This is a genomic window from Klebsiella ornithinolytica, assembly GCF_030505655.1.
Classification (GTDB): domain Bacteria; phylum Pseudomonadota; class Gammaproteobacteria; order Enterobacterales; family Enterobacteriaceae; genus Klebsiella; species Klebsiella ornithinolytica.
This window is the reverse complement of the sequence record NZ_CP130153.1, coordinates 3,805,899-3,825,471: the sequence shown is the minus strand read 5'-3', so window position 1 is coordinate 3,825,471 and position 19,573 is coordinate 3,805,899. Positions and strand designations below refer to the sequence as shown.

16 protein-coding genes are annotated in these 19,573 nt (G+C 56.2%); 7 read left to right on the top strand and 9 right to left on the bottom strand.

Annotated elements, in window-relative coordinates; translation table 11 throughout:
• Positions 1-52: 52 nt before the first annotated feature.
• Both Q1L34_RS18250 and mntS read right to left on the bottom strand, forming a co-directional pair.
• Positions 53-1,630, bottom strand: coding sequence for a phosphoethanolamine transferase (locus tag Q1L34_RS18250; RefSeq protein ID WP_015584840.1), 1,578 nt, complete (start codon positions 1,628-1,630; stop codon positions 53-55).
• Positions 1,631-1,899: 269 nt separating this feature from the next.
• Positions 1,900-2,025 carry a manganase accumulation protein MntS gene (gene mntS / locus Q1L34_RS18245; protein WP_015584839.1) on the bottom strand — a complete coding sequence of 42 codons (126 nt, stop codon included), beginning with the start codon at positions 2,023-2,025 and terminating at the stop codon, positions 1,900-1,902.
• 181 nt (positions 2,026-2,206) lie between these two features.
• Between mntS and mntR the strand changes: the two genes are divergently transcribed.
• From mntR to Q1L34_RS18220, 5 genes are all read left to right on the top strand, one after another.
• Positions 2,207-2,680, top strand: coding sequence for a manganese-binding transcriptional regulator MntR (gene mntR, locus Q1L34_RS18240; protein WP_004859834.1), 474 nt, complete (start codon positions 2,207-2,209; stop codon positions 2,678-2,680).
• Positions 2,677-3,789: an anion transporter gene (locus Q1L34_RS18235; RefSeq protein WP_004859836.1), complete on the top strand. Its 1,113-nt coding sequence runs from the start codon at positions 2,677-2,679 to the stop codon at positions 3,787-3,789. The genes mntR and Q1L34_RS18235 overlap by 4 nt, the downstream gene beginning before the upstream one ends.
• Positions 3,790-3,896: 107 nt before the next feature.
• Positions 3,897-4,937, top strand: a complete 1,041-nt coding sequence (locus Q1L34_RS18230) for an aldo/keto reductase (RefSeq protein WP_162661519.1) — start codon at positions 3,897-3,899, stop codon at positions 4,935-4,937.
• 154 nt (positions 4,938-5,091) lie between these two features.
• Complete coding sequence (locus Q1L34_RS18225) at positions 5,092-6,468, top strand: glycoside hydrolase family 1 protein (protein ID WP_032716938.1); 1,377 nt, start codon at positions 5,092-5,094, stop codon at positions 6,466-6,468.
• A gap of 96 nt (positions 6,469-6,564) precedes the next feature.
• On the top strand, positions 6,565-7,281 hold the full coding sequence (locus tag Q1L34_RS18220; RefSeq protein ID WP_004859844.1) for a GntR family transcriptional regulator: 717 nt from the start codon (positions 6,565-6,567) through the stop codon (positions 7,279-7,281).
• A gap of 296 nt (positions 7,282-7,577) precedes the next feature.
• Here the strand turns inward: Q1L34_RS18220 and ldtB are convergent, their stop codons facing one another.
• Positions 7,578-8,501 carry a L,D-transpeptidase gene (gene ldtB / locus Q1L34_RS18215; protein WP_160873486.1) on the bottom strand — a complete coding sequence of 308 codons (924 nt, stop codon included), beginning with the start codon at positions 8,499-8,501 and terminating at the stop codon, positions 7,578-7,580.
• 191 nt (positions 8,502-8,692) lie between these two features.
• Positions 8,693-9,475: a tyrosine-protein phosphatase gene (locus Q1L34_RS18210; protein ID WP_015584834.1), complete on the bottom strand. Its 783-nt coding sequence runs from the start codon at positions 9,473-9,475 to the stop codon at positions 8,693-8,695.
• Positions 9,476-9,653: 178 nt separating this feature from the next.
• Between Q1L34_RS18210 and Q1L34_RS18205 the strand changes: the two genes are divergently transcribed.
• A complete protein-coding gene (locus Q1L34_RS18205; RefSeq protein ID WP_004859854.1) occupies positions 9,654-11,249 on the top strand; it encodes an ABC-F family ATPase in 1,596 nt (531 codons plus the stop codon).
• 406 nt (positions 11,250-11,655) lie between these two features.
• On the opposite strand, the gene Q1L34_RS18200 is transcribed toward Q1L34_RS18205, so the two are convergent.
• The 3 genes from Q1L34_RS18200 to Q1L34_RS18190 all read right to left on the bottom strand — a co-directional run bounded on the left by Q1L34_RS18200 (position 11,656) and on the right by Q1L34_RS18190 (position 15,731).
• Entirely contained in the window at positions 11,656-11,904 is a 249-nt protein-coding gene (locus tag Q1L34_RS18200) for a hypothetical protein (protein WP_064359761.1), read from the bottom strand.
• A gap of 144 nt (positions 11,905-12,048) precedes the next feature.
• A complete protein-coding gene (locus Q1L34_RS18195) occupies positions 12,049-14,415 on the bottom strand; it encodes a glycoside hydrolase family 31 protein (RefSeq protein WP_104896156.1) in 2,367 nt (788 codons plus the stop codon).
• Positions 14,416-14,429: 14 nt separating this feature from the next.
• Positions 14,430-15,731: an MFS transporter gene (locus tag Q1L34_RS18190; RefSeq protein WP_015584831.1), complete on the bottom strand. Its 1,302-nt coding sequence runs from the start codon at positions 15,729-15,731 to the stop codon at positions 14,430-14,432.
• 284 nt (positions 15,732-16,015) lie between these two features.
• Here Q1L34_RS18190 and Q1L34_RS18185 point away from each other — a divergent pair, with 284 nt between their 5' ends.
• Positions 16,016-17,107, top strand: a complete 1,092-nt coding sequence (locus Q1L34_RS18185) for a LacI family DNA-binding transcriptional regulator (RefSeq protein WP_162897399.1) — start codon at positions 16,016-16,018, stop codon at positions 17,105-17,107.
• Here the strand turns inward: Q1L34_RS18185 and Q1L34_RS18180 are convergent.
• Together Q1L34_RS18180 and Q1L34_RS18175 are read right to left on the bottom strand one after the other, a co-directional pair.
• On the bottom strand, positions 17,104-18,369 hold the full coding sequence (locus tag Q1L34_RS18180; RefSeq protein ID WP_327204229.1) for a DUF1479 domain-containing protein: 1,266 nt from the start codon (positions 18,367-18,369) through the stop codon (positions 17,104-17,106). The genes Q1L34_RS18185 and Q1L34_RS18180 overlap by 4 nt on opposite strands.
• Before the next feature lie 140 nt (positions 18,370-18,509).
• Positions 18,510-19,325, bottom strand: coding sequence for a Cof-type HAD-IIB family hydrolase (locus Q1L34_RS18175; RefSeq protein WP_044348295.1), 816 nt, complete (start codon positions 19,323-19,325; stop codon positions 18,510-18,512).
• Positions 19,326-19,573 lie beyond the last annotated feature (248 nt).

Sequence of the window (19,573 nt, the reverse complement as noted above, 5' to 3'; positions counted from 1 at the left end):
GCCCGCGACGTTCGCCCGGGTTTGCCGCCGCCGTTTCCCGGCGGCGTGCCTGCTAGTGGGTCGTGAACAGATCGCTACCCAGGTGGGTATAGTCTACTTTCTGTAGCTGGAAGTTGGTGATATAGGCCGGCCCGGCGGCTTGTTCAGAGATAAAGCGGTAGCGAGGCGTAATCTCGGCGGCGCGGATCCCGGTCCACTGGGAGAAGAACCCGAGGAAATCGTTGGCAGAGCGCCGTGCCTTAATCACTTTATGCGCTTTATCATCGCTGGACAGCACCATAAACGGCACCTGGAAATTCTGCTGGTACTTATCGTCGTGCGCCAGGTACTGAACCTCTTTACCGCGCTCTTTAAAGGCCAGACCGTGATCGGAAAAATAGGTCATCGAGAAGCTTTCGCCGGAATTCTGCAGCTGATGATAGAGCTTGCCGAGCAGCGTATCGGTTTGCGTCATGCTGTAGAGATAGCAGGACGTCTCTTTCGATTGCACAAAGACGGTATATTTTCCCTTGGTGCGATCGCAGGCCTGCGGGTGCGATCCCATCAGATGCAGGACGATCAGCTGCGGCTGGGTCCGCTGCACGGAGAGCACCTGCTCGGTTAGCTTCAACAGCTGCTCATCCTGAGTATTTTTGTTGGCCTCAAAATCGCCATTCTTGAGGAACTGCACCTCATCCGCACGCTTTGCGATGCTGGCTATCGCCGTATCGTATTCGCCAATTTGCCCCTGATTGGAAAACCACCATGTCTGGAAGCCGGCGCGGTTCGCCAGCGTGACGAAGTTATCCTGGTATTGCGGCTTGCCGTCCACCACCCGGTTGAGCGTCAGGCCGAGAGATTTTTGCGTTGAACCGCTGGCGGAAATGTAGTCATTAAACAGATAGCCGTTGACTGAACTGGCGAACGGCGTGTTGTCCCAGTGGCCGCCAAAAGCCCCAAGCGCATCGCGGCGCGCGCTCTCTCCGATGACCACGACGTAAAGCTGATATTTGGGTTTGACCGCCAGCACATGCCAGCTGTCTTTCATATTGGCCAGCTGAGCCATACGCGCCTGCTCGTCCAGCACTTCATTATTGTTGACCACCACGTCTTTCACGAAACGGAAGGCGGGATAGCCGGTATCAATCACTTTGAAGACGCCGCCCCAGGCCAGATTCTGCACCGGCTGCAGAAAGAAGATGCCGATGCTGAACAGCAGCCCCAGCACCTCCATTTTGCTCCACGGCTTACGCGCTTCCGCTTTACGACGCACGGCAATCACGCCCAGCGCAAAAATAAAGACCGCCAGCAGGTAGTTGTACCAGGGAAAGATGGTCAGAATTTCGGTGGACTCTTCGACATTGGTGGCATGCAGCGCCAGCAGAGTATTGAAGTTGGGGGCGCCGTACGCCTGGCCAAACGGGTAATAGAAGGCGGCAAGCAGCGAGTAGCCTCCTACCACAACCTTTTGCATCCGCGGGGCATGACGCCACAGCAGATGTAACACGCATGTAAATGCGACGGTATAGAGCAGGCTAAATTCATAGCCGAGTGCGAGGTTAATCAGCAGAGACTGGAGAAAATAAAATCCTGTCCACGGGTTAGGGACTAATCCGCGAGCGACCAGCGTTTCTTTCAGGGTGACATTCATAGTAATTAATCAAAAAGACGCCATGTGCATCCCCTGGCATCAAGGGGTAAAACCTGCTGGACAGTGCCTGAAGAGGGTCTCTGCGAGCCGCAGTAGTGGCAGGGCTGACAAAAGATAGGGCTTGCAAATGATAAGGTCAACCGGACATAACGGATTGTTTTGAGAGAAAGCTTACAAAACTTGAAAAAAGCGGCGAGAACGCGGCGAAACGGGTCAGTTTGACAGGGTATTGTGACGGAAAAATGAAGCGGCGTACCGCGACGCCGCATTTAGTGATGGGGTTTTTCCTGGCGATTCTTGCCGTTCATCATGTCGCACAGCATGTTAATCAGCATTAAGCGGACTTTAAAAGGAGAATGAGTAAACACGCGTAAGCACCTCTTGAATTCGTTCATGGGACCTCCTGTAATTTCGCCCTTCGCTCCTTGAAGGATGTCTGTATTACATACAGATATAGCACAGGCTATATTTTATAGCTATGGCTAAAACGTTAATTTTTTGTGCTACGGGCCCAATCATTTACAATGGGGATCTTTTGAGATGATGCTTGATGCGTCACACGTATGAGGAAGCACAATGAACCGTCGCGCCGGAAGACCTATAACAAAAAAAGTGACGCAGCTTGTTAATGTTGAAGAACACGTTGAGGGGTTTCGCCAGGTACGCGAAGCCCACCGCCGGGAGCTGATTGACGACTACGTCGAATTGATTTCAGATCTGATTCGCGAAGTGGGAGAGGCGCGTCAGGTTGATATGGCCGCGCGTCTGGGGGTCTCCCAGCCAACGGTGGCCAAAATGTTAAAACGCCTGGCCAGCGTCGGGCTGATTGAGCAGATTCCATGGCGCGGGGTCTTTTTAACTCCGGAAGGTGAGAAGCTGGCGCATGAGAGCCGCGAACGCCACCAGATCGTCGAGAATTTCTTACTGGTTCTGGGCGTGAGTCCGGAGATAGCCCGTCGTGACGCGGAAGGGATGGAACATCACGTCAGTGAAGAGACGCTGGCGGCATTTAATCAGTTCACCCTTAAATACGGGCAGCAAGGAGAATGAATCTTCCCTTTGTTCACTCTCTGGCTCGCGATCGTTTTCTGCATTTACTGGTGATCATCGCCTGCGGCTTAAGTTTCTTTGTCCCGTTTGCGCCAAAAAGCTGGCCCCAGGCTATCGACTGGCACACGATTATCACCCTGAGCGGCTTGATGCTGCTGACTAAAGGGATTGAACTGAGCGGCTATTTTGATGTGCTTGGCCGCAAAATGGCGCGTCGGTTTGCCACCGAGCGTCAGCTGGCCATATTTATGGTCCTTGCGGCGGCGCTGCTCTCGACGTTTCTGACCAATGATGTGGCGCTGTTTATCGTCGTACCGCTCACGCTGACGTTGAAAAAATGGTGCGCGATACCGGTTAACCGGCTGATTATTTTCGAGGCGCTGGCGGTCAACGCCGGATCTTTGTTAACGCCGATCGGTAATCCACAAAATATCCTGCTGTGGGGGCGATCCGGCCTCAGCTTCCTTGGGTTTATCGGGCAAATGCTACCGCTGGCGGCGGCAATGATGTTGACGCTGCTGGTACTGTGCTGGTGCTGTTTCTCCGCCACCCGTCTGCACTTTCAAAGCGCGGACCGGGCGCCATCGTGGCAGCCGAAGCTGGTGTGGGGCTGCCTGGCGTTTTATCTGATCTTCCTGACGGCTTTAGAAATGAAGCTTGAACTGTGGGGGCTGGGACTGATTATTCTCGGCTTTCTGCTGCTGGCGCGGGCGGTGATTATCCATGTGGACTGGTCGCTGCTGCTGGTCTTTATGGTGATGTTCATTGACGTTCATCTGTTGACGCAACTTCCCGCGCTGCATCAGGTTTTAAGCGGGGTGGGGCAGCTTTCTGCCGGCGGCTTGTGGCTGTCGACGATTGGCCTGTCGCAGTTCATCAGCAACGTACCGGCCACCATACTGCTGCTCAACTATGTTCCTCCTTCGCCGCTGCTGGCCTGGGCGGTCAACGTCGGCGGCTTTGGCCTGCTTCCCGGCTCGCTGGCGAATTTAATTGCACTGCGTATGGCATCAGATCGCCGCATCTGGTGGCGCTTCCATCTTTACTCTCTGCCGCTGCTGCTGTGGGCGGCGCTGGTGGGCTACGCCTTACTGTTATTCATCGCCTGATTTTCAGAGGATTGGGCAAGAAACAGACAGAATCACCCCATTCGCCCGTTCCGCCGCGGGCGTATAACGTTAACGCTGAGGTTTAATATCCTGATGAGGAGAGTCCAATGCGTTATCAAAAACTCGGAAATACCGGTCTGTTTGTCTCCCGACTGTGCCTGGGCACCATGACTTTTGGCGGCGAAGGCGGCATGTGGGGAAAAATTGGTCAGTTGCGCCAGGCTGAGGCCGAACAGCTGATGGGCAGTGCGCTGGATGCGGGCATTAACTTTATCGACACCGCCGATGTCTATTCTGAAGGCCGTTCGGAAATGTTAACCGGTCAGGCGCTAAAAAATCTGAAGGTTCCGCGCGAGAACGTGGTGGTGGCCACCAAAGTCTTTGGCGAAACCGGCACAGCCGGCGTCAACTCCCGCGGCAGTTCGCGCTTTCACATCATGGGGAGCGTCAAAGAGAGTCTGCGACGGCTGCAGCTCGATCACATCGATCTTTATCAGCTGCACGGTTTCGATCCGGCAACGCCCATCGAGGAGACGCTCTATGCACTGGATAATCTGGTGCAGCAGGGACATGTCCGCTACATCGGTGTGTCAAACTGGGCGGCCTGGCAAATCGTGAAAGCGCTGGGGATTTCCGCGCGTCTGGGGCTGTCGCGCTTCGCCTCCCTCCAGGCTTACTACACGATTGCCGGGCGCGATCTCGAACGTGAGCTGATTCCGATGATGCAGAGTGAAGGGGTCGGTTTGATGGTCTGGAGTCCATTGGCCGGCGGTCTGCTGAGCGGAAAGTACGATCGTGACGGCCAGAGCGCCGAGGGCGGCCGTCGGCAGGCGTTTGATTTCCCGCCAGTAAATAAAGATCGCGCCTTCGACTGCATCGATGTCATGCGCGTCATCGCGGAGGCTAAAGGTGTTTCGGTCGCGCAGATTGCCCTCGCCTGGCTGCTGCATCAGTCGGCGGTCAGCAGCGTGATTATCGGCGCCAAACGTCCCGAGCAGCTGGCGGACAACCTCGCCGCCGTCGATATTCAACTGAGCGAGGTGGAGCTGGCCCAGCTGGATGCGGTCAGCGCACTGCCGCGCGAATACCCCGGCTGGATGCTGGAGCGGCAGGGTGAATATCGCCGCGATCAGCTCGCACAGCAGTAAATACAGGTCGCTGTCTGGCCGGATCGGGGCCCCCGATCCGGCTTTTTTTATTTGCTGCGCTCACAAAAAACGATCCTTTGTTTTGCCTGGGTGGTGAAGATCGTTTATATGACTAGTCATGAAATTTAAATGACTAGTCATATAGAGGCGTGAGATGAACAATAGACTACCGGCGGACTTTTTGTGGGGTAATTCGGTTTCCAGCATGCAAACGGAAGGGGCCTGGAATGAAGGGGGGAAAGGGATGTCGGTGTACGATATTCGCGAGCCTGCGGAATTCGCCTCCGACTGGAAAGTCGCCACGGACTCATACCATCGTTACCGGGAAGATTTCGACCTGATGCAGGATCTGGGGATGAACTGCTATCGCTTCCAGATTGCCTGGAGTCGGGTGTGTCCGCTGGGCGACGGCGAATTTAATGAAGAGGGGATCGCTTTCTACCACCGGTTTATTGATGAACTGATCGCCCGCGGTATTGAGCCGATGATCTGCCTGTATCATTTCGATATGCCGCTTTCACTGGCGGAACGCTATAACGGTTTCACCGACCGTCGTGTGATGGACGCCTTTATTCGTTACGGCCAGAAGATGATCGCCTGCTACGGCGATAAGGTGAAGTACTGGCTGACCTTCAACGAGCAGAATCTCTACCATATGCCGGAGGCGTTCCTCATTACGGGCTATCTGCGCGGTGAGAAAACTCTGCGCGAGCTGTACCAGATCCAGCACCACGTGATGATGGCCCATGTTCACCTGACCCACTATCTGCATCAGGCGAAACCGCACTGCCTGATGGGCGGTATGCTGGCGCACGCGCTGGTCTATCCGGCGACCTGTAAGCCGCGCGATATGCTCTGCGCCCAGCAGCTTGATGAGTTCTTTAACCAGAACCTGCTCCGCGCATTTGCCGGTGAAGGCTACAGCCCGGAAGTCATGCACTTCGTGGCGCGGGAAGGTTTTAGCGAGATCTATCGGGAAGAGGATCTGGCGCTGATGGCGACGGTAAAAGTCGACTATCTGGCCTTCAGCTACTATGCCAGCCGGACTCTGGACAGCGATCCCGTTCCTCCCGGTACGCCGGTGAACAACTATATGCTGTTCGGCGATAAACCGAATAGCTGGCTGAAAGCGACGGAATGGAACTGGCAGATTGATCCGCTCGGTTTCCGCATGATCATCACGCGCTATTACAACGACTGGCGTTTGCCGGTATTCCCGATTGAAAACGGCATTGGCGTGATTGAGTCATGGGATGGTGAGACGCCGGTGGCCGATGATTACCGTATTGCCTATCATCGCGATCATATCAACGCCATGAAAGAGGCGATATTTGAAGATGGCGCGCAGGTGATAGGCTACCTCGGCTGGGGACTGATTGATATCCTCAGCTCTCAGGGCGATATGCGCAAGCGCTACGGCGTGGTGTATGTGAATCGCGAAAACCACGATCTGAAAGACCTTAAGCGCGTGCCGAAGAAAAGCTACGCTTGGTTAAAGCAGGCTATCCGCAGCAATGGTGCAGAGATGTAGCGGGGCGAGCGGCGGGCGTTTGGTGTATTCTTAGGCCCGCCAGCACTGGTGCAGCAGAGTATATCCAGAGACAATCATCATAAAAAAGGACGGGGAATGACGGCGAAGTATCTTTCGATCGCGCGGGAAATAAAAAAACGGATTATCAGCCAGCAGTACCCCGCCAGCGTCCCGTTACCCGACCAGTTTGCGCTGGCGGCGGAATTTAACACCAGCAGGATGACCATCCAGCAGGCGATGCGCCAGCTTATTGTCGAGGGCCTTATTTATACCCGCAAAGGGCAGGGCACCTTCGTGCGGAAAAACTTTCTGCAGCTCTCGCAGTGGGAACTGCCGGGCAGCGATTACTTCGGTGCCACCAAAACCTGGGAGCATCTCGGGGAAGTGGCCAGCCAGGTGATCCGCTTTGAACTGCGCTTTGCCACGGAAAAAGAGCAAACCTCGCTGCTTATTGACGCCGATGCCCCAGTCTATGATTTTGTCCGCCTGCGGGTGCTCAACGGCGAACCGGTCTCGCTGGATATGACGGTGATGCCCGTGGCGCTGGTGCCGGGGCTAAATAAAACGCATCTGGAAAGTTCGGTGTTTCGCTACGTGCAGGAGACGCTGGGGCTGAAGCTAATGGGCTCGTATCGCGTGGTGCGGGCGATGAAGCCGGATGCCCTCGACCAGCTGCACCTGAACTGCGGCGAGAGCGACCCGGTACTGGAAGTTGAGCAGGTTATCTATCTGGAAGACGGGACGCCGCTGGAGTATGCCCGCTGCCACTATCGCTACGATCATGGCGGCATTATCCTGGTCAATAACGGATAAAAAAGGCGGGCACCGGGCCTAATGGCGATCGTTCAGGGGGCGGTTGACCGATCCGCCAGAGGTGTAAGAATCCGTCATCTCACAGAGATTGCCGTTTCGATGCGGCTTCAACATATCTGTAGGCGTTCCTGCCCCGTAGGTCGCTGTTAAGCCGGGGATTTAGTTTTTACGGTGGTGCAAACCACCGTTTACCGGCATCGCCCTGGCCGGCGATAAACCAAAAAAAAAGCGGGTCACCTTTCAGTGACCCGCATTAGGCGCAAGGCCTGCTTTTTTTATGTCGTTACGTCAGAAGATTAGTTCAGACGAACCGGCATACCGGAACGGTTCTGGACAGCCTGCTCGACCACGGTCTGATCGACATCGGACTGACTGGTGACCGCCTGGACTTCTTTGGTCAGCGTAATCGGTACGATTTCACCGCCCTGGAACTGCGCTTCGGTGGTGGAGAGCGGGTTATGTACTTCGACATAACGGCTGCCGTCCGGCTCGGTAGTGGCTTTCACCGGCTCATCGATAAACTCGACGCGGGTACCAACCGGCACATTCTCAAACAGGAATTTGATGTCTTCGTTACGCAGACGGACGCAGCCGTGGCTGACGCGCAGCCCGATACCGAAGTTAGCGTTGGTGCCGTGGATCGCATACAGACGACCAATGTACAGCGCATACAGCCCCATCGGATTGTCAGGACCCGCCGGTACGACGGCCGGCAGCGGGTTACCCGCCGCGATGTATTCCGCGTGCATCTTCGCCGTCGGCGTCCAGGTTGGACCCGCTTTCTTACGTTCTACCTTGGTGACCCATTTGATCGGCGTATCTTTGCCCAGCTGGCCGATACCAATTGGCAGCACGATAACGGTGTTGGTGCCTTTCGGGTAGTAGTAAAGACGCATTTCCGCGCTGTTGATAACGATACCTTCATGCACGGTGTCCGGCAGAATCAGCTGCTGCGGGATATTCAGCACGGTGCCGCTCTTCGGCAGATAGGTATCCACGCCCGGGTTGGCTTCCAGCATGTTGGACAATCCCATCTGGTATTTAGCTGCGAAATATTCCAGCGGTTGCTTGTTGTTATCAGGAACCGTAATCACCTGGTTCTGACCAATCAGTCGGCTACCGTCGGTCGGCAGCGGATAAGTGACAGCGGATGCAGTGTTGCAAAAGCCGACGAGGGCGAAGGCTGCCGCTAAGAGTGTCGATATTTTCATATTCTTCATGTCGTGTGCAGTGGCAAAGCCACAAAGGCCTTTGTCAGATGATTCAGCTAATAGATGGGAGCGCATTATATGTGCATTCCATCCAACAGGGAAATCAGATGTGTACGAAATCACACTTTTTTGCCAGTTGTTTCAAGTGTAGTTCGCCGTTTTTCATTTCTGCGGCAAATCGTGGCAGGAAAAAACGGCATTTACCCCTCGAGAAAGCGTGAGCGCAGCGCTTCGCGCGCGTCGGGCGTCAGCTGATATTCCTGTTCCAGCCATGCATCCACGCTGGCATAGCGCTCGTGAATTGCCGATAGCGCCGCCGCGAGGTACGACTCATGTACCGTCAGGATTTCTGCCAGATTCTGCCGTCCGCGGGAGCTCAGTTGATCGCCGAGCAGGCCGAGGAGTCCGGTTTCGACCTGGTTCAGCGTACCGTGGGTGAGGAGATACTCCTCCATCACCGTCGGCGTGTCGCAGCCAAGGGCGAACAGCGTCAGCGCGCAGCCCACGCCGGTACGATCTTTACCCACCGCACAGTGCTGCAACAGCGCACCGTCAGCTGGCTGCATCAGCCAGCCGGCAAGCTGGCGATAAGCGGCGTTATTAAAGGGCAGCTGACGATAAAGCTGCAGCATAAATTTCTCGCCGCTCATGGCATTGAGCGTCGCGGCGTTAAGTTCCGTGACTTTGGCATCGACGCCTGGCGTCAGAGGATTGGCGGGCGCATTGAGATAACGCATCCGTCCATTCAACCTGTCGGGGCTGCGCTGGACCTCGTGCGGATCGCGGTAATCAATGACCCGGGTCACCGGCAGATTGTCCAGATGGCTCAGATCCTCGTCGGTCATCTGATGTAACGCGCCGGAGCGCAGGAGTTTCCCCTCGCGTATGCGGCGGCCGTCGGCGGTATGCAGGCCGCCGAGGTCACGAAAGTTGATGCCGCCCTGAAGCGATAAGAATGCCGGATGGCGGGAGTATGTGGTCATAGGTTCCTTCCAGATTAAGGGAAAAAATCATGTATCGGTTAAATGAATCGCGCAATATGAGAGAGACCGTACCACAGGCGCTGCCTGCGATTTTATTGCAAACCGTGAAAAGTGATGGCTTTGCTGGCATAATGCCCGATGTATCACACTTCTCATTCTCTTTTTTCAGGATAACCCCGTGCTAGTATCCAGCAACGTCACCATGCAGTTTGGCAGTAAGCCGCTGTTCGAAAACATCTCCGTCAAATTTGGCGGCGGCAACCGTTACGGCCTGATTGGCGCCAACGGTAGCGGTAAATCCACCTTTATGAAGATCCTCGGCGGCGATCTTGAGCCGACGTTGGGTAACGTCTCTCTCGATCCGAACGAACGTATCGGTAAACTGCGTCAGGATCAGTTCGCCTTTGAAGAGTTCACCGTGCTGGATACGGTCATTATGGGCCACGGCGAGCTGTGGGAAGTGAAGCAGGAGCGCGATCGCATCTATTCTCTGGCGGAAATGAGCGAAGAAGACGGCTATAAAGTGGCCGACCTCGAAGTCACTTACGGTGAGATGGACGGCTATTCTGCCGAAGCGCGCGCCGGTGAACTGCTGCTCGGCGTCGGGATCCCGGTTGAACAGCATTACGGCCCGATGAGCGAAGTGGCGCCAGGCTGGAAGCTGCGTGTACTGCTGGCGCAGGCGCTGTTTTCGAACCCGGATATCCTGCTGCTCGATGAACCGACGAACAACCTGGACATCGACACCATTCGCTGGCTGGAGCAGGTGCTGAACGAACGTGACAGTACCATGATTATCATTTCGCACGACCGTCACTTCCTGAACATGGTCTGCACCCATATGGCCGATCTCGACTACGGCGAACTGCGCGTTTATGCCGGTAACTACGACGAGTATATGACCGCCGCGACCCAGGCTCGCGAACGCCTGCTGGCCGACAACGCCAAGAAAAAGGCGCAAATTGCCGACCTGCAATCCTTCGTCAGCCGCTTTAGCGCGAACGCCTCAAAATCTCGCCAGGCGACCTCCCGCGCCCGCCAGATTGACAAAATTAAGCTGGATGAAGTAAAAGCGTCCAGCCGTCAGAACCCGTTCATCCGTTTTGAACAGGATAAGAAGCTGTTCCGTAATGCGCTGGAAGTGGAAGCGCTGGCGAAAGGTTTTGACAATGGTCCGCTGTTCAAAGGCGTCAATCTTCTGCTGGAAGTGGGTGAGAAGCTTGCCGTGCTGGGGACCAACGGCGTGGGTAAATCCACGTTGCTGAAAACCCTGGTGGGTGAGCTGGAACCGACCAGCGGCAGCGTAAAATGGTCTGAAAATGCGCAGATTGGCTACTATGCGCAGGATCACGAGTACGAATTTGAAAACGATCTGACCGTCTTCGACTGGATGAGCCAGTGGAAGCAGGACGGCGATGACGAGCAGGCGGTGCGCAGCATTCTCGGTCGTCTGCTGTTCAGCCAGGACGATATCAAAAAGCCCGCTAAAGTGCTGTCCGGTGGTGAAAAAGGCCGCATGCTGTTCGGTAAGCTGATGATGCAAAAGCCGAACATCCTGGTCATGGATGAACCGACTAACCACCTGGATATGGAATCGATCGAATCGCTGAACATGGCGCTGGAGATGTATCAGGGAACCCTGATCTTCGTTTCCCACGACCGCGAGTTCGTCAGCTCTCTGGCAACCCGCGTGATCGAAATTACGCCGGAGCGCGTGATCGACTTCAGCGGTAACTACGAAGATTACCTGCGTAGCAAAGGTATCGATAACTAAGTGTCTGCGTTCCCGGCGCGCCTGCGTGCCGGGATAACGTTGTTCAGCCCCACCCTGCGCTGAATCTCTCCGCTGCAATCCGCCCTGCATTCAGACCCCTTAATTTACTCATCTTTCCTGCACAATACTGTGAATAAATAGCCGCTGAATTATCTGTTGCAGGAGGGGGCCATGAGCGCGTTTTCGCTGAGTGATTGCGTGGCTGAACCCCGTCTTCTCTGAATCTGAACGGGGTAGCGTGCAATGATTATTGTTCTGACTTTACTGAGCCTGGTGCTTTACTGCGTGCTGATTGGTTTTCTGATTGCTGCGGTTTGAGGGGGACGGCCGCCCGGCGGTACGACCTGATGAGCCGGACAGGTTCGCGACAGCGGCCGCCCGGCACCAACCGAAGAGGCAGGGCAAGTTAGTGGTGATGGACGGCGGCGGCAGGGGCCGGGAAACCGCGGGAGGTTGGCGCGGTACCGGTAAATGTCCCGGGGCTATAGGCCTGGGCGATCGCCGCATCGTTTTCATCAGCGGCAAAGCGGCTGATGGCGGTGGTTTTGGCCGCGGCGGAGGGCAGCGGCATTTCAGGAGAGGGTTTTTCCTGAAATGCCAGTGCGCTGGTGGAACATAACATCAGCCAGACAATAAGAGCGTTCGGTAGTTTCATCGTCAGAGGTCCGGATCCAGAGAAGGGGCACTCTTACGGTATAACCGACGCCTCAAAAACGCCACGCCGCCTTACAGTTATGGCGTAGTTAGTTACAGCTGGACATCAATTAGCGGCCCTTCCCGACAGGGAAGGGCTCCGGGACTACTTCAGGCGCCATTCTCCGGCTTCTTCACCATTTATCAGCAGCTTGCGCTTTTCACCGGCGGGTAAAGTCACTTTCAGCGCATGCCAGGCCGGGCAATAACGGCCGCGAGGGGTTAGCTGCAGGCGGATGGTGCTGGCGTCGCAGGCCATCTCCCACGTCAGCCACAGCGCATCATCCTCTTTATAGCCCCAGCTTTCGCCATCGTCCTCAAACAGCAGACCCTGCGACGACCCCACGCCTTTTAGCGGGTATAGCTTCAGCTCGCGCCGATCGTCTTTTGTCGCGCTGACGTGGGTGATGCGTTCGCTGAGCGGCAGGCCGGCTCCGGCGCGGACCAGCAGCGGCAGATGTTCCAGCGGCGCATCTCGCGTTATCCACTGGCCGCCGGAGAACCACTCCCCGCTATAAAAATCGTACCAGCCGGAGCAGTTTTCCGGCAGCCACACCCGGCGTTGACGCTGGTCCGGTTCGACGACGCTGGCGACCAGCAGATCGCGCCCCAGCAGGAAATCATCGCACTCTACAAAGGTTTGCGGATCGTGCTCATGATCGAGGAACGTCGGTCGCAACATTGGCTCATCGTCAGCGTGGGCCTGCCACAGGAGCGTATACAGATAGGGCAGCAGACGATAGCGCAGTTCAATCGCGCTGCGAATCGCCGGGGTCACGCCCGGATACATCCACGCCTCGTTGACCGTCTGGTCATCGTTCCATGAATGAATGGTAAAGCGCGGGTGCATCACGCCATTCTGCACCCAACGTACGAACAGCTCGGCATCCGGTTTATCACCGGAAAAACCGCCGACGTCGTGGCCCACGTTATATAAGCCGGATAAACTCATCCCCAGCCCCATGCGGGTGTTATAGCGCAGGGTCTCCCAGTTGGTACGGTTGTCGCCGCTCCAGGTCTGGACATAGCGCTGCATTCCGGCGCAGCCGGAACGGGAGATCAGATACGGTCGCTTGTGTGGCGCGAAACGCTGCTGGGCTTCCATTGAGGCGCGCATCATCAGCAGCGGCATCACCGGGCGAATATGCTTGATGGCGATGTTCTGGCCAAAGCCGTGACAGCGGGCCTCGCCATCCCAGACTTCAAATTCGTTATTATCATTCCAGGTGGAATCGATGCCCATCTCCAGCAGCTGGCGGGTAACGCCGTCCTGCCACCAGGCGACGGTTTGGGGATTCGTGAAGTCGAGGTGCGATCCTTCGTCATCCCAGAAGCTGGAGCGTTCCGGTGCGTCGGTCTCCGAGTCGCGAATAAATAACCCCTTTTCCGCCACTTCGCTATAGCGCGGATGGTCCTGCAGCAGACAGGGTTTAATATTGGCCGCCAGCTTGATGCCGGCGTCATGGAAGCGCTGACTCATCACTTTCGGCTGCGGTACCTTGTCGTAGTTCCAGTTAAACACGTAGCGCTTGCCGTTGATCGAGGTGTAGCCGGAAGAGAGCTGAAAAGAGTCGCAGGGAATCGCATGCGCTTCACACAGACGGATAAAGTTCATCAGCTGATTTTGCGCATCCGGCGCGTCGGTGTAATGCATGGTGGAGCCGCTGTAGCCGAGACTCCACTTCGGCCCGAACAGCGTTTTGCCGGTCAGGCGAACAAACGCTTTGGTGACGTCCAGCGCCCGTCGGCCGGTGAACAGGTAGTAATCGATATCGCCCGCTTCCGCCTGCCAGCGGCGATAGGCGGTGTGGTAGTTATCAATTTCATTGCCCAGATCCAGCCAACTGCTGCTCAGGTTATCGTAGAACAGGCCGTAGCTGATGTCGCTACGCTGGGTGAGGGTAAAGGGGATATGCTTGTACAGCGGGTCGGTACTGACGGCGTTATAGCCCATCGCATCGAGATTACGCATTTCATAGCGTTTACCATTACGCTGAAGATCGCCGGCCTTCTCGCCAAGGCCATAGAATCGTTCGTCCTTGCGGCGGCTCAGATAGTGTGCCGCGCCGTCGCCGTGGGCGTTGAGCAGATAGGCGCTGGTGGGGCGGTCATTGACCAGCGGGAGCCATTCGCCGTCGTCATGACGATAGCTCCATTCCAGCCACAGCGGCTGGTGAACGGTGACGCGCAGCTGCCCGGTGGCGACCGTCAGGCTGTCAGCGCGTTGTTCAAGCGTCCACGCGGGCAGACTAAAGCCGCTCAGATCCTCGCGAGGACGTCCTTCCCACGGCACGTCCTGCTGCGGTGCAATGCTCCAGGTACGGTCCAGCGCCAGCTGACCTTTGCGCTTTAGCAGGACGCGGAACAGGTTCTCCTCCAGTACATACAGGCACAGCGTGTGCTGCCCGTCGATAGTTAACTCAACGTGATGAGCCAACCGTTGGTGCAATGTCCAGTGTTTCAGCGTTTTCATCTTTGTATCCACTCTCAGGCGCGTTTGGCGCGACGTTCAGCAATAAATGCCACCAGGAAGATGGCGCCAATCAGGTCAAAGAACCCCATGGCAATAAACAGCGGGTTGAAGCCAATTTTGTCGGCAGTTACCCCGATTAATAGCGAGAACAGGAAGCTGGCAATCCAGGCCGCGGAACCGCGCATCCCGTTGACGGTTGCCATCTGGCCTTTATCAAACGACTCCACCACCAGCGCGCTCAGCATGCAGGAGATGATCTGGTGGCCGAAGCCGCCGATGGAGATCAGCACGATGGTGATATAGGGGTCGCGGGTAATGGCAACGAGGGCCAGCGAAATCATCAAAAAGGCGCCGGTCACCGAACTGGCGACGACGGCGTTAACCCGGGTATAGCCGAACCAGCGGGTATACAGTCTGGTCAGATAGCCGCTGACGACGCTACCGAGGTCGGCGGCAAGAAACGGCAGCCAGGCGAACATGGCAATCTGTTTCAGATCCATGCCGTGCTCTTTAGCAAGGTACAGCGGGACCCAAAAGCTCAGCACGGCCCAGGCCGGTTCGGCCATGAACGCCGGAATCGCGATACCGTAAAAACGCTTGTTTTTCGAGACGGTTTTTAACGCGGTGAAGAACGGCAGCTTAACGGCCGGCGGCTCATTGTCCTGACGAATGAACGCCAGCTCGCTTTTGTCGAGGTTCGGGTGTTTTTCAGGGTTGTGATAAAGCGCCCACCACAGCACGACCCACAGCAGCGCCAGCACGCCGGTGAACATGAACGCGCCCTGCCAGCCGAAAGAGGCGTGGGCGAAGTAGATAATCGGCGGCGCCAGCATCGCGCCAATCGAGAAGCCGACGCCGGCCCAACCGGCGGCGATTGGACGTTCCGATTTCGGGAACCATTCGCCGATAGTTTTGGCGTTTGCCGGCGTGGCGGCGGCTTCCGCACCGCCCATAAAGAAGCGCAGGATGGCCAGGTGCAGCCAGCTACCGGCACCGGCATGAGCGATACAGGCAACGGCCCACAGGGTGGCGCAAATCATAAAGCCGAGCTTCAGGCCGATGACGTCGATAAGCCAGCCGCACAGCGGCTGGAAAAGGGTGTAGGCCAACTGAAAAGCGCCGACAATCCACGAATACTGTTCGGTGGTGATGCCGAGCGAGACCTTCAGCTCCGGGGCGATAATCCCCAGAGAGTTACGTGTGATGTAGTTGACGGTAACGCCGAGCAAAAAAAGGACCAGCATCCACCAGCGTAAATTTTTTATCACCCGCCGGGATTTGCTGGCGGCGATATCGTTGTTGAGGCCTTGACTCATAGAACTCTCCACGAGGTTTTTTTAATGTAGGGTAATGAGCGACTCGCACCACGAGTTGTCATACCGGTTCCTGTAATAGTTTGAATAATATTGTTTTATTTCTTCTTATATCCGGGTAACTAGTATGGAAGCTATCGGACCAATTCAGGTTAGGCGAGAAAATCGGCGGGCAGTAGCGTTATTTATGAAAGTTTTTTCATAAGATGATGAAATGCTCACTGAAGAGGCAAACATTTACTTGATAATCTGGCTTTGTCGATGATGAAAATTCTTTCATTTTGAAGATGGAGCTGGATCACAAAATGGATAAAAAGCTCAAAATAGCCGAGATCGCCAGCCGGACGGGGATGTCGGCGAGCACGGTTTCCAGAGTGCTGGCAGGAAAAGCGAACACCAGTGACAAGGCCCGGCGGGCCGTGCTGACGTGCGCGCGCGACATGGGGGTGCTGGAAGGCATTGCCGCCGGGCGTATGCTGCTCAACAGTCTGGTCGTCTTTGCGCCCCAGCGGGCGTTTGATGAGCGTTCTGATATCTATTACTACCGGGTCATTCAAAGTATCCACCATGCGCTGGCTGCTCATGAGGTGCGCCTGCGAACCTGCGCGCTGGAAGAGAATGACAGCGATGCCAATCAGTTCCTGGCCCGCATGAACGAACCGGAAACCGAAGCGGCGATCCTGCTGGGCATTGACGATCCTCATATTCACGATCTGGCGGTAGATCTGGCGAAACCCTGCGTGCTGATCAACTGCCGCGACGAAGCGATGCGCCTCTCTTCCATTGCGCCGGATCACCGGCTGATTGGCCAGTTTGCCGCGCAGTATCTGTTTGATATGGGCCATCGGGCGGTGCTGAATGTCATGTGCCTGCGGCGTTACACGATGGACCTGCGGCTGGCAGGTATCAAAGAGGCCTGGCGGATGCGCAACCTGCATTTTACCGATGGGCGTGACCTGCTTACGGTCGCCAGCTTTAGCGCCAGGGACAGCGAAGAGCGGGTAGGCGAATGGCTCGACGCGCGGGCAGGCAAATCGCTGCCAACGGCATTTTTGGTCGGCGGAGATTTTATGGTCGCCGGGACGGTGAGTGCGCTGCAAAAGCGCGGGCTGCGGGTGCCGCAGGATATTTCGGTGATGAGTATCGACGGTTTCAATCTGGCCGCCATTCAGGATGTGCCGCTGACCGCCGTTCACGTCCCGCGTGACGAGCTGGGTACGGAAGCGGTACATCTGCTTCAGCAGCGGTTGATTCGCCCGGATGCGCCGCGCGGCTCGCTGCTGCTGCACGGCACGCTGGTGGTACGGGATTCGGTAAGGCGGATACGTTCCGGTAACCGCCTTACCACGGTTGTGCAGGCAGGGCTCTACGACAACTAGACGGCGATACCCAGCGCCCGTTTACCATGAATATTGAGATCGTCCAGGGTAAAACGCTCCTGCCAGTCGGCCTCATAGTCTTCACGGGGGAAGTCCCCCGGCGAAGCGCCGTTTTCCAACGCCAGCTTGACCTTCTGCGCGTAGGCGAGGTTTTTCTCGCACATCGGGGCGGCGGGAATGTACATCACATTGCCCCAGCCCTGCTGGTTTTCCACCGGCGCCACCGAATGAATCACATCGCAGTGCCACCATACCGAATCGCCGGCATTGAGCGCCGGGATAGAGCTGAGCGCTTTGATCAGCAGCGGATGCCATTTCTCGGAAACCGGCAGTACTTTCCCCGGCGCCACGCCGCACAGCTCATCGTCCGGCACATCGTCCAGCAGCGGGCGCAACAGGATATACGCCATCGCCTCCGGAATCGGCACTACGTGCAGCAGCCCCTGATCGGGAATCATATCCGAGAGCGCGGTCCAGCCCTGGAAAGTCCGGAAGACGGAGCACTTGGTGGTGTTGTCGACGGTGTACTCTTCGACTTCAGTACGGTGCGCCGCATTCCACGGGTCATAGGCATCAAGATTGCCGTTGAAGACGTTGGCAAAGACGCGCTGATAGGCCGGCAGCAGCCAGCGCTCCAGCGCGCCGGAATCGGTGTGTGCGCCCAACCCTTTCGAGGTGGTTCCCGGCGGGCGACGGCGGATGCGATCCGGATAGATAACGCTCACGTCCGGGTCGAACCACTGCTTGCCGTCATGGTTAAAGGTCCACAGGCGGTTAAGGAAAGACTGCACGGCGGCCATCTCATCGCTCTGACGCGCCTGCATCTGTGCCTGTGACCAGTAAATCGGGTAAATCTCCGGGCGCGAAGCGTCAAGTGAGCCGAAGAAGGTGTCGCCAGGGCCTTTGTAGACATCGTCGAAATGGTTGCGATCGAGATATTCAAGCATCGCGTTATCCCAGGCCAGCGCTCGTTCGCGCGAGAAGTGACCTTTGATCACCGCACAGCCGCGGCGCTTAATGGCCTCGCGCTGGGCGTCGCTGACTTTCCCTTGCGCGATATCGCTGAACGGGATCACCGGCCAGACATCTTCGCCGCGGGTTTTCAACGCCTCAATCTCTTCCAGGCGGGCGCTAATCTTTGCGCTGAGGCGATCGAATACCGCCTGCACATCGCCGATTTGCGTGCGCAGATGCTGTTTCATTTGGCGAATCGCCGCTTTGTGGTCGGCGGGTAATGTTTCGTGGGTGTAGATAGCAGCCATGGTGACCTCACTCGGCTTTCATTCGAAAGTATTAAATCTTACAAACGTTAATTTAAGTTAAATTAAAGTTAATGCAAGTTTAAAATTTAGAGGAGGTGCACAAAATGGAAAAAACCGGGGCAGGGGGCCCCGGTCAGCGGTCAGCAGGAGAAGGGAGGCGTCTTATCGAGAACGGCCTGAATGACCTTCAGCGCGCCGTGATGGTTGTTGTCGTCAGTCGTGTAATCGGCGATAGCTTTGATGCTTTCGGCGGCGTTGCCCATGGCGAATGCGTATTTCACCAGCTTCAGCATTTCCGCATCGTTGCCGCTGTCGCCGATGGCGACGCACTCCTGCGGCGAGAGCTGCCAGCGTTTGAGCAGGCGGCTGATGCCGTTCGCTTTGTGCAGCCCGGGAATAATTAAATCAACGAAGCCGAAACCGCTGGTCACGGGCTTCATGATGCCATCGAGTGAAACGTGCAGTTTATCGATAAGTTGCGGGATATCGCTATCCGGCAGATTGAGCGAGAATTTGAACAGGGTGTCGTTAATGTTCTGATAATCGCTGATTCGCTGCAGGCGATGATAGTGTTTTGACATCAGGGCGACGAACGCGTCGGGGGCGTTGTCGCTGACGTAGGCGCTCTCCAGACCGCAGGCGACGAAGTTCAGCTGGCGGTCTTTCAGCAGCTCGCCAATCACCACCTGGGATTCATGGCGGGTCAGCTCGCCGTGGAACAGCTGTTGGCCGTGTTCGTACACCAGCGCACCGTTCTCGGCGACAAAAGAGATCTGCTCGCGAATTTCCGGGAAAAAAGAGATCAGCTGATAGTACTGGTTGCCGCTGGCGACAACAAATTCAATACCCTGCTGCTGAAGTTGCGCGAACTGCGCGAGAAAACGCGGGCGATCGTACTGCTTGGCGTCATTGAGAAAAGTTCCGTCCATATCGGTGACGATAACTTTAACGGTCATAACAAATGCTCCTGGCTAACTTCGACCAGTAACATTCTAATTACAATGTGACCTGAAGCACAAATTTATTTCGAATGAAACTTCATCCGCCTCGTTGCGCTCCTGATAGGTGGATTGACTCCGCTAGCGGCTGACAATGTACGGGAGAAAATCCCCGGGTTGCGGCGCTCACGTCTGACCCGGGCTACTGGCGCGCAAATGGCCGTGAATCCGTAGCCCGGCTCAGCGCAGCGCCAGCCGGGGCTTTT

Coding starts and splice junctions, on each gene's coding strand:
- Q1L34_RS18235 (WP_004859836.1), top strand. CDS start 2,677: ATGAATCTTCCCTTTGTTCACTCTCTGGCTCGCGATCGTTTTCTGCAT.
- Q1L34_RS18200 (WP_064359761.1), bottom strand. CDS start 11,904: ATGAAACTACCGAACGCTCTTATTGTCTGGCTGATGTTATGTTCCACC.
- Q1L34_RS18190 (WP_015584831.1), bottom strand. CDS start 15,731: ATGAGTCAAGGCCTCAACAACGATATCGCCGCCAGCAAATCCCGGCGG.
- Q1L34_RS18180 (WP_327204229.1), bottom strand. CDS start 18,369: ATGGCTGCTATCTACACCCACGAAACATTACCCGCCGACCACAAAGCG.
- Q1L34_RS18250 (WP_015584840.1), bottom strand. CDS start 1,630: ATGAATGTCACCCTGAAAGAAACGCTGGTCGCTCGCGGATTAGTCCCT.
- Q1L34_RS18225 (WP_032716938.1), top strand. CDS start 5,092: ATGAACAATAGACTACCGGCGGACTTTTTGTGGGGTAATTCGGTTTCC.
- Q1L34_RS18220 (WP_004859844.1), top strand. CDS start 6,565: ATGACGGCGAAGTATCTTTCGATCGCGCGGGAAATAAAAAAACGGATT.
- Q1L34_RS18210 (WP_015584834.1), bottom strand. CDS start 9,475: ATGACCACATACTCCCGCCATCCGGCATTCTTATCGCTTCAGGGCGGC.
- mntS (WP_015584839.1), bottom strand. CDS start 2,025: ATGAACGAATTCAAGAGGTGCTTACGCGTGTTTACTCATTCTCCTTTT.
- mntR (WP_004859834.1), top strand. CDS start 2,207: ATGAACCGTCGCGCCGGAAGACCTATAACAAAAAAAGTGACGCAGCTT.
- Q1L34_RS18185 (WP_162897399.1), top strand. CDS start 16,016: ATGGAGCTGGATCACAAAATGGATAAAAAGCTCAAAATAGCCGAGATC.
- Q1L34_RS18230 (WP_162661519.1), top strand. CDS start 3,897: ATGCGTTATCAAAAACTCGGAAATACCGGTCTGTTTGTCTCCCGACTG.
- Q1L34_RS18195 (WP_104896156.1), bottom strand. CDS start 14,415: ATGAAAACGCTGAAACACTGGACATTGCACCAACGGTTGGCTCATCAC.
- Q1L34_RS18175 (WP_044348295.1), bottom strand. CDS start 19,325: ATGACCGTTAAAGTTATCGTCACCGATATGGACGGAACTTTTCTCAAT.
- ldtB (WP_160873486.1), bottom strand. CDS start 8,501: ATGAAGAATATGAAAATATCGACACTCTTAGCGGCAGCCTTCGCCCTC.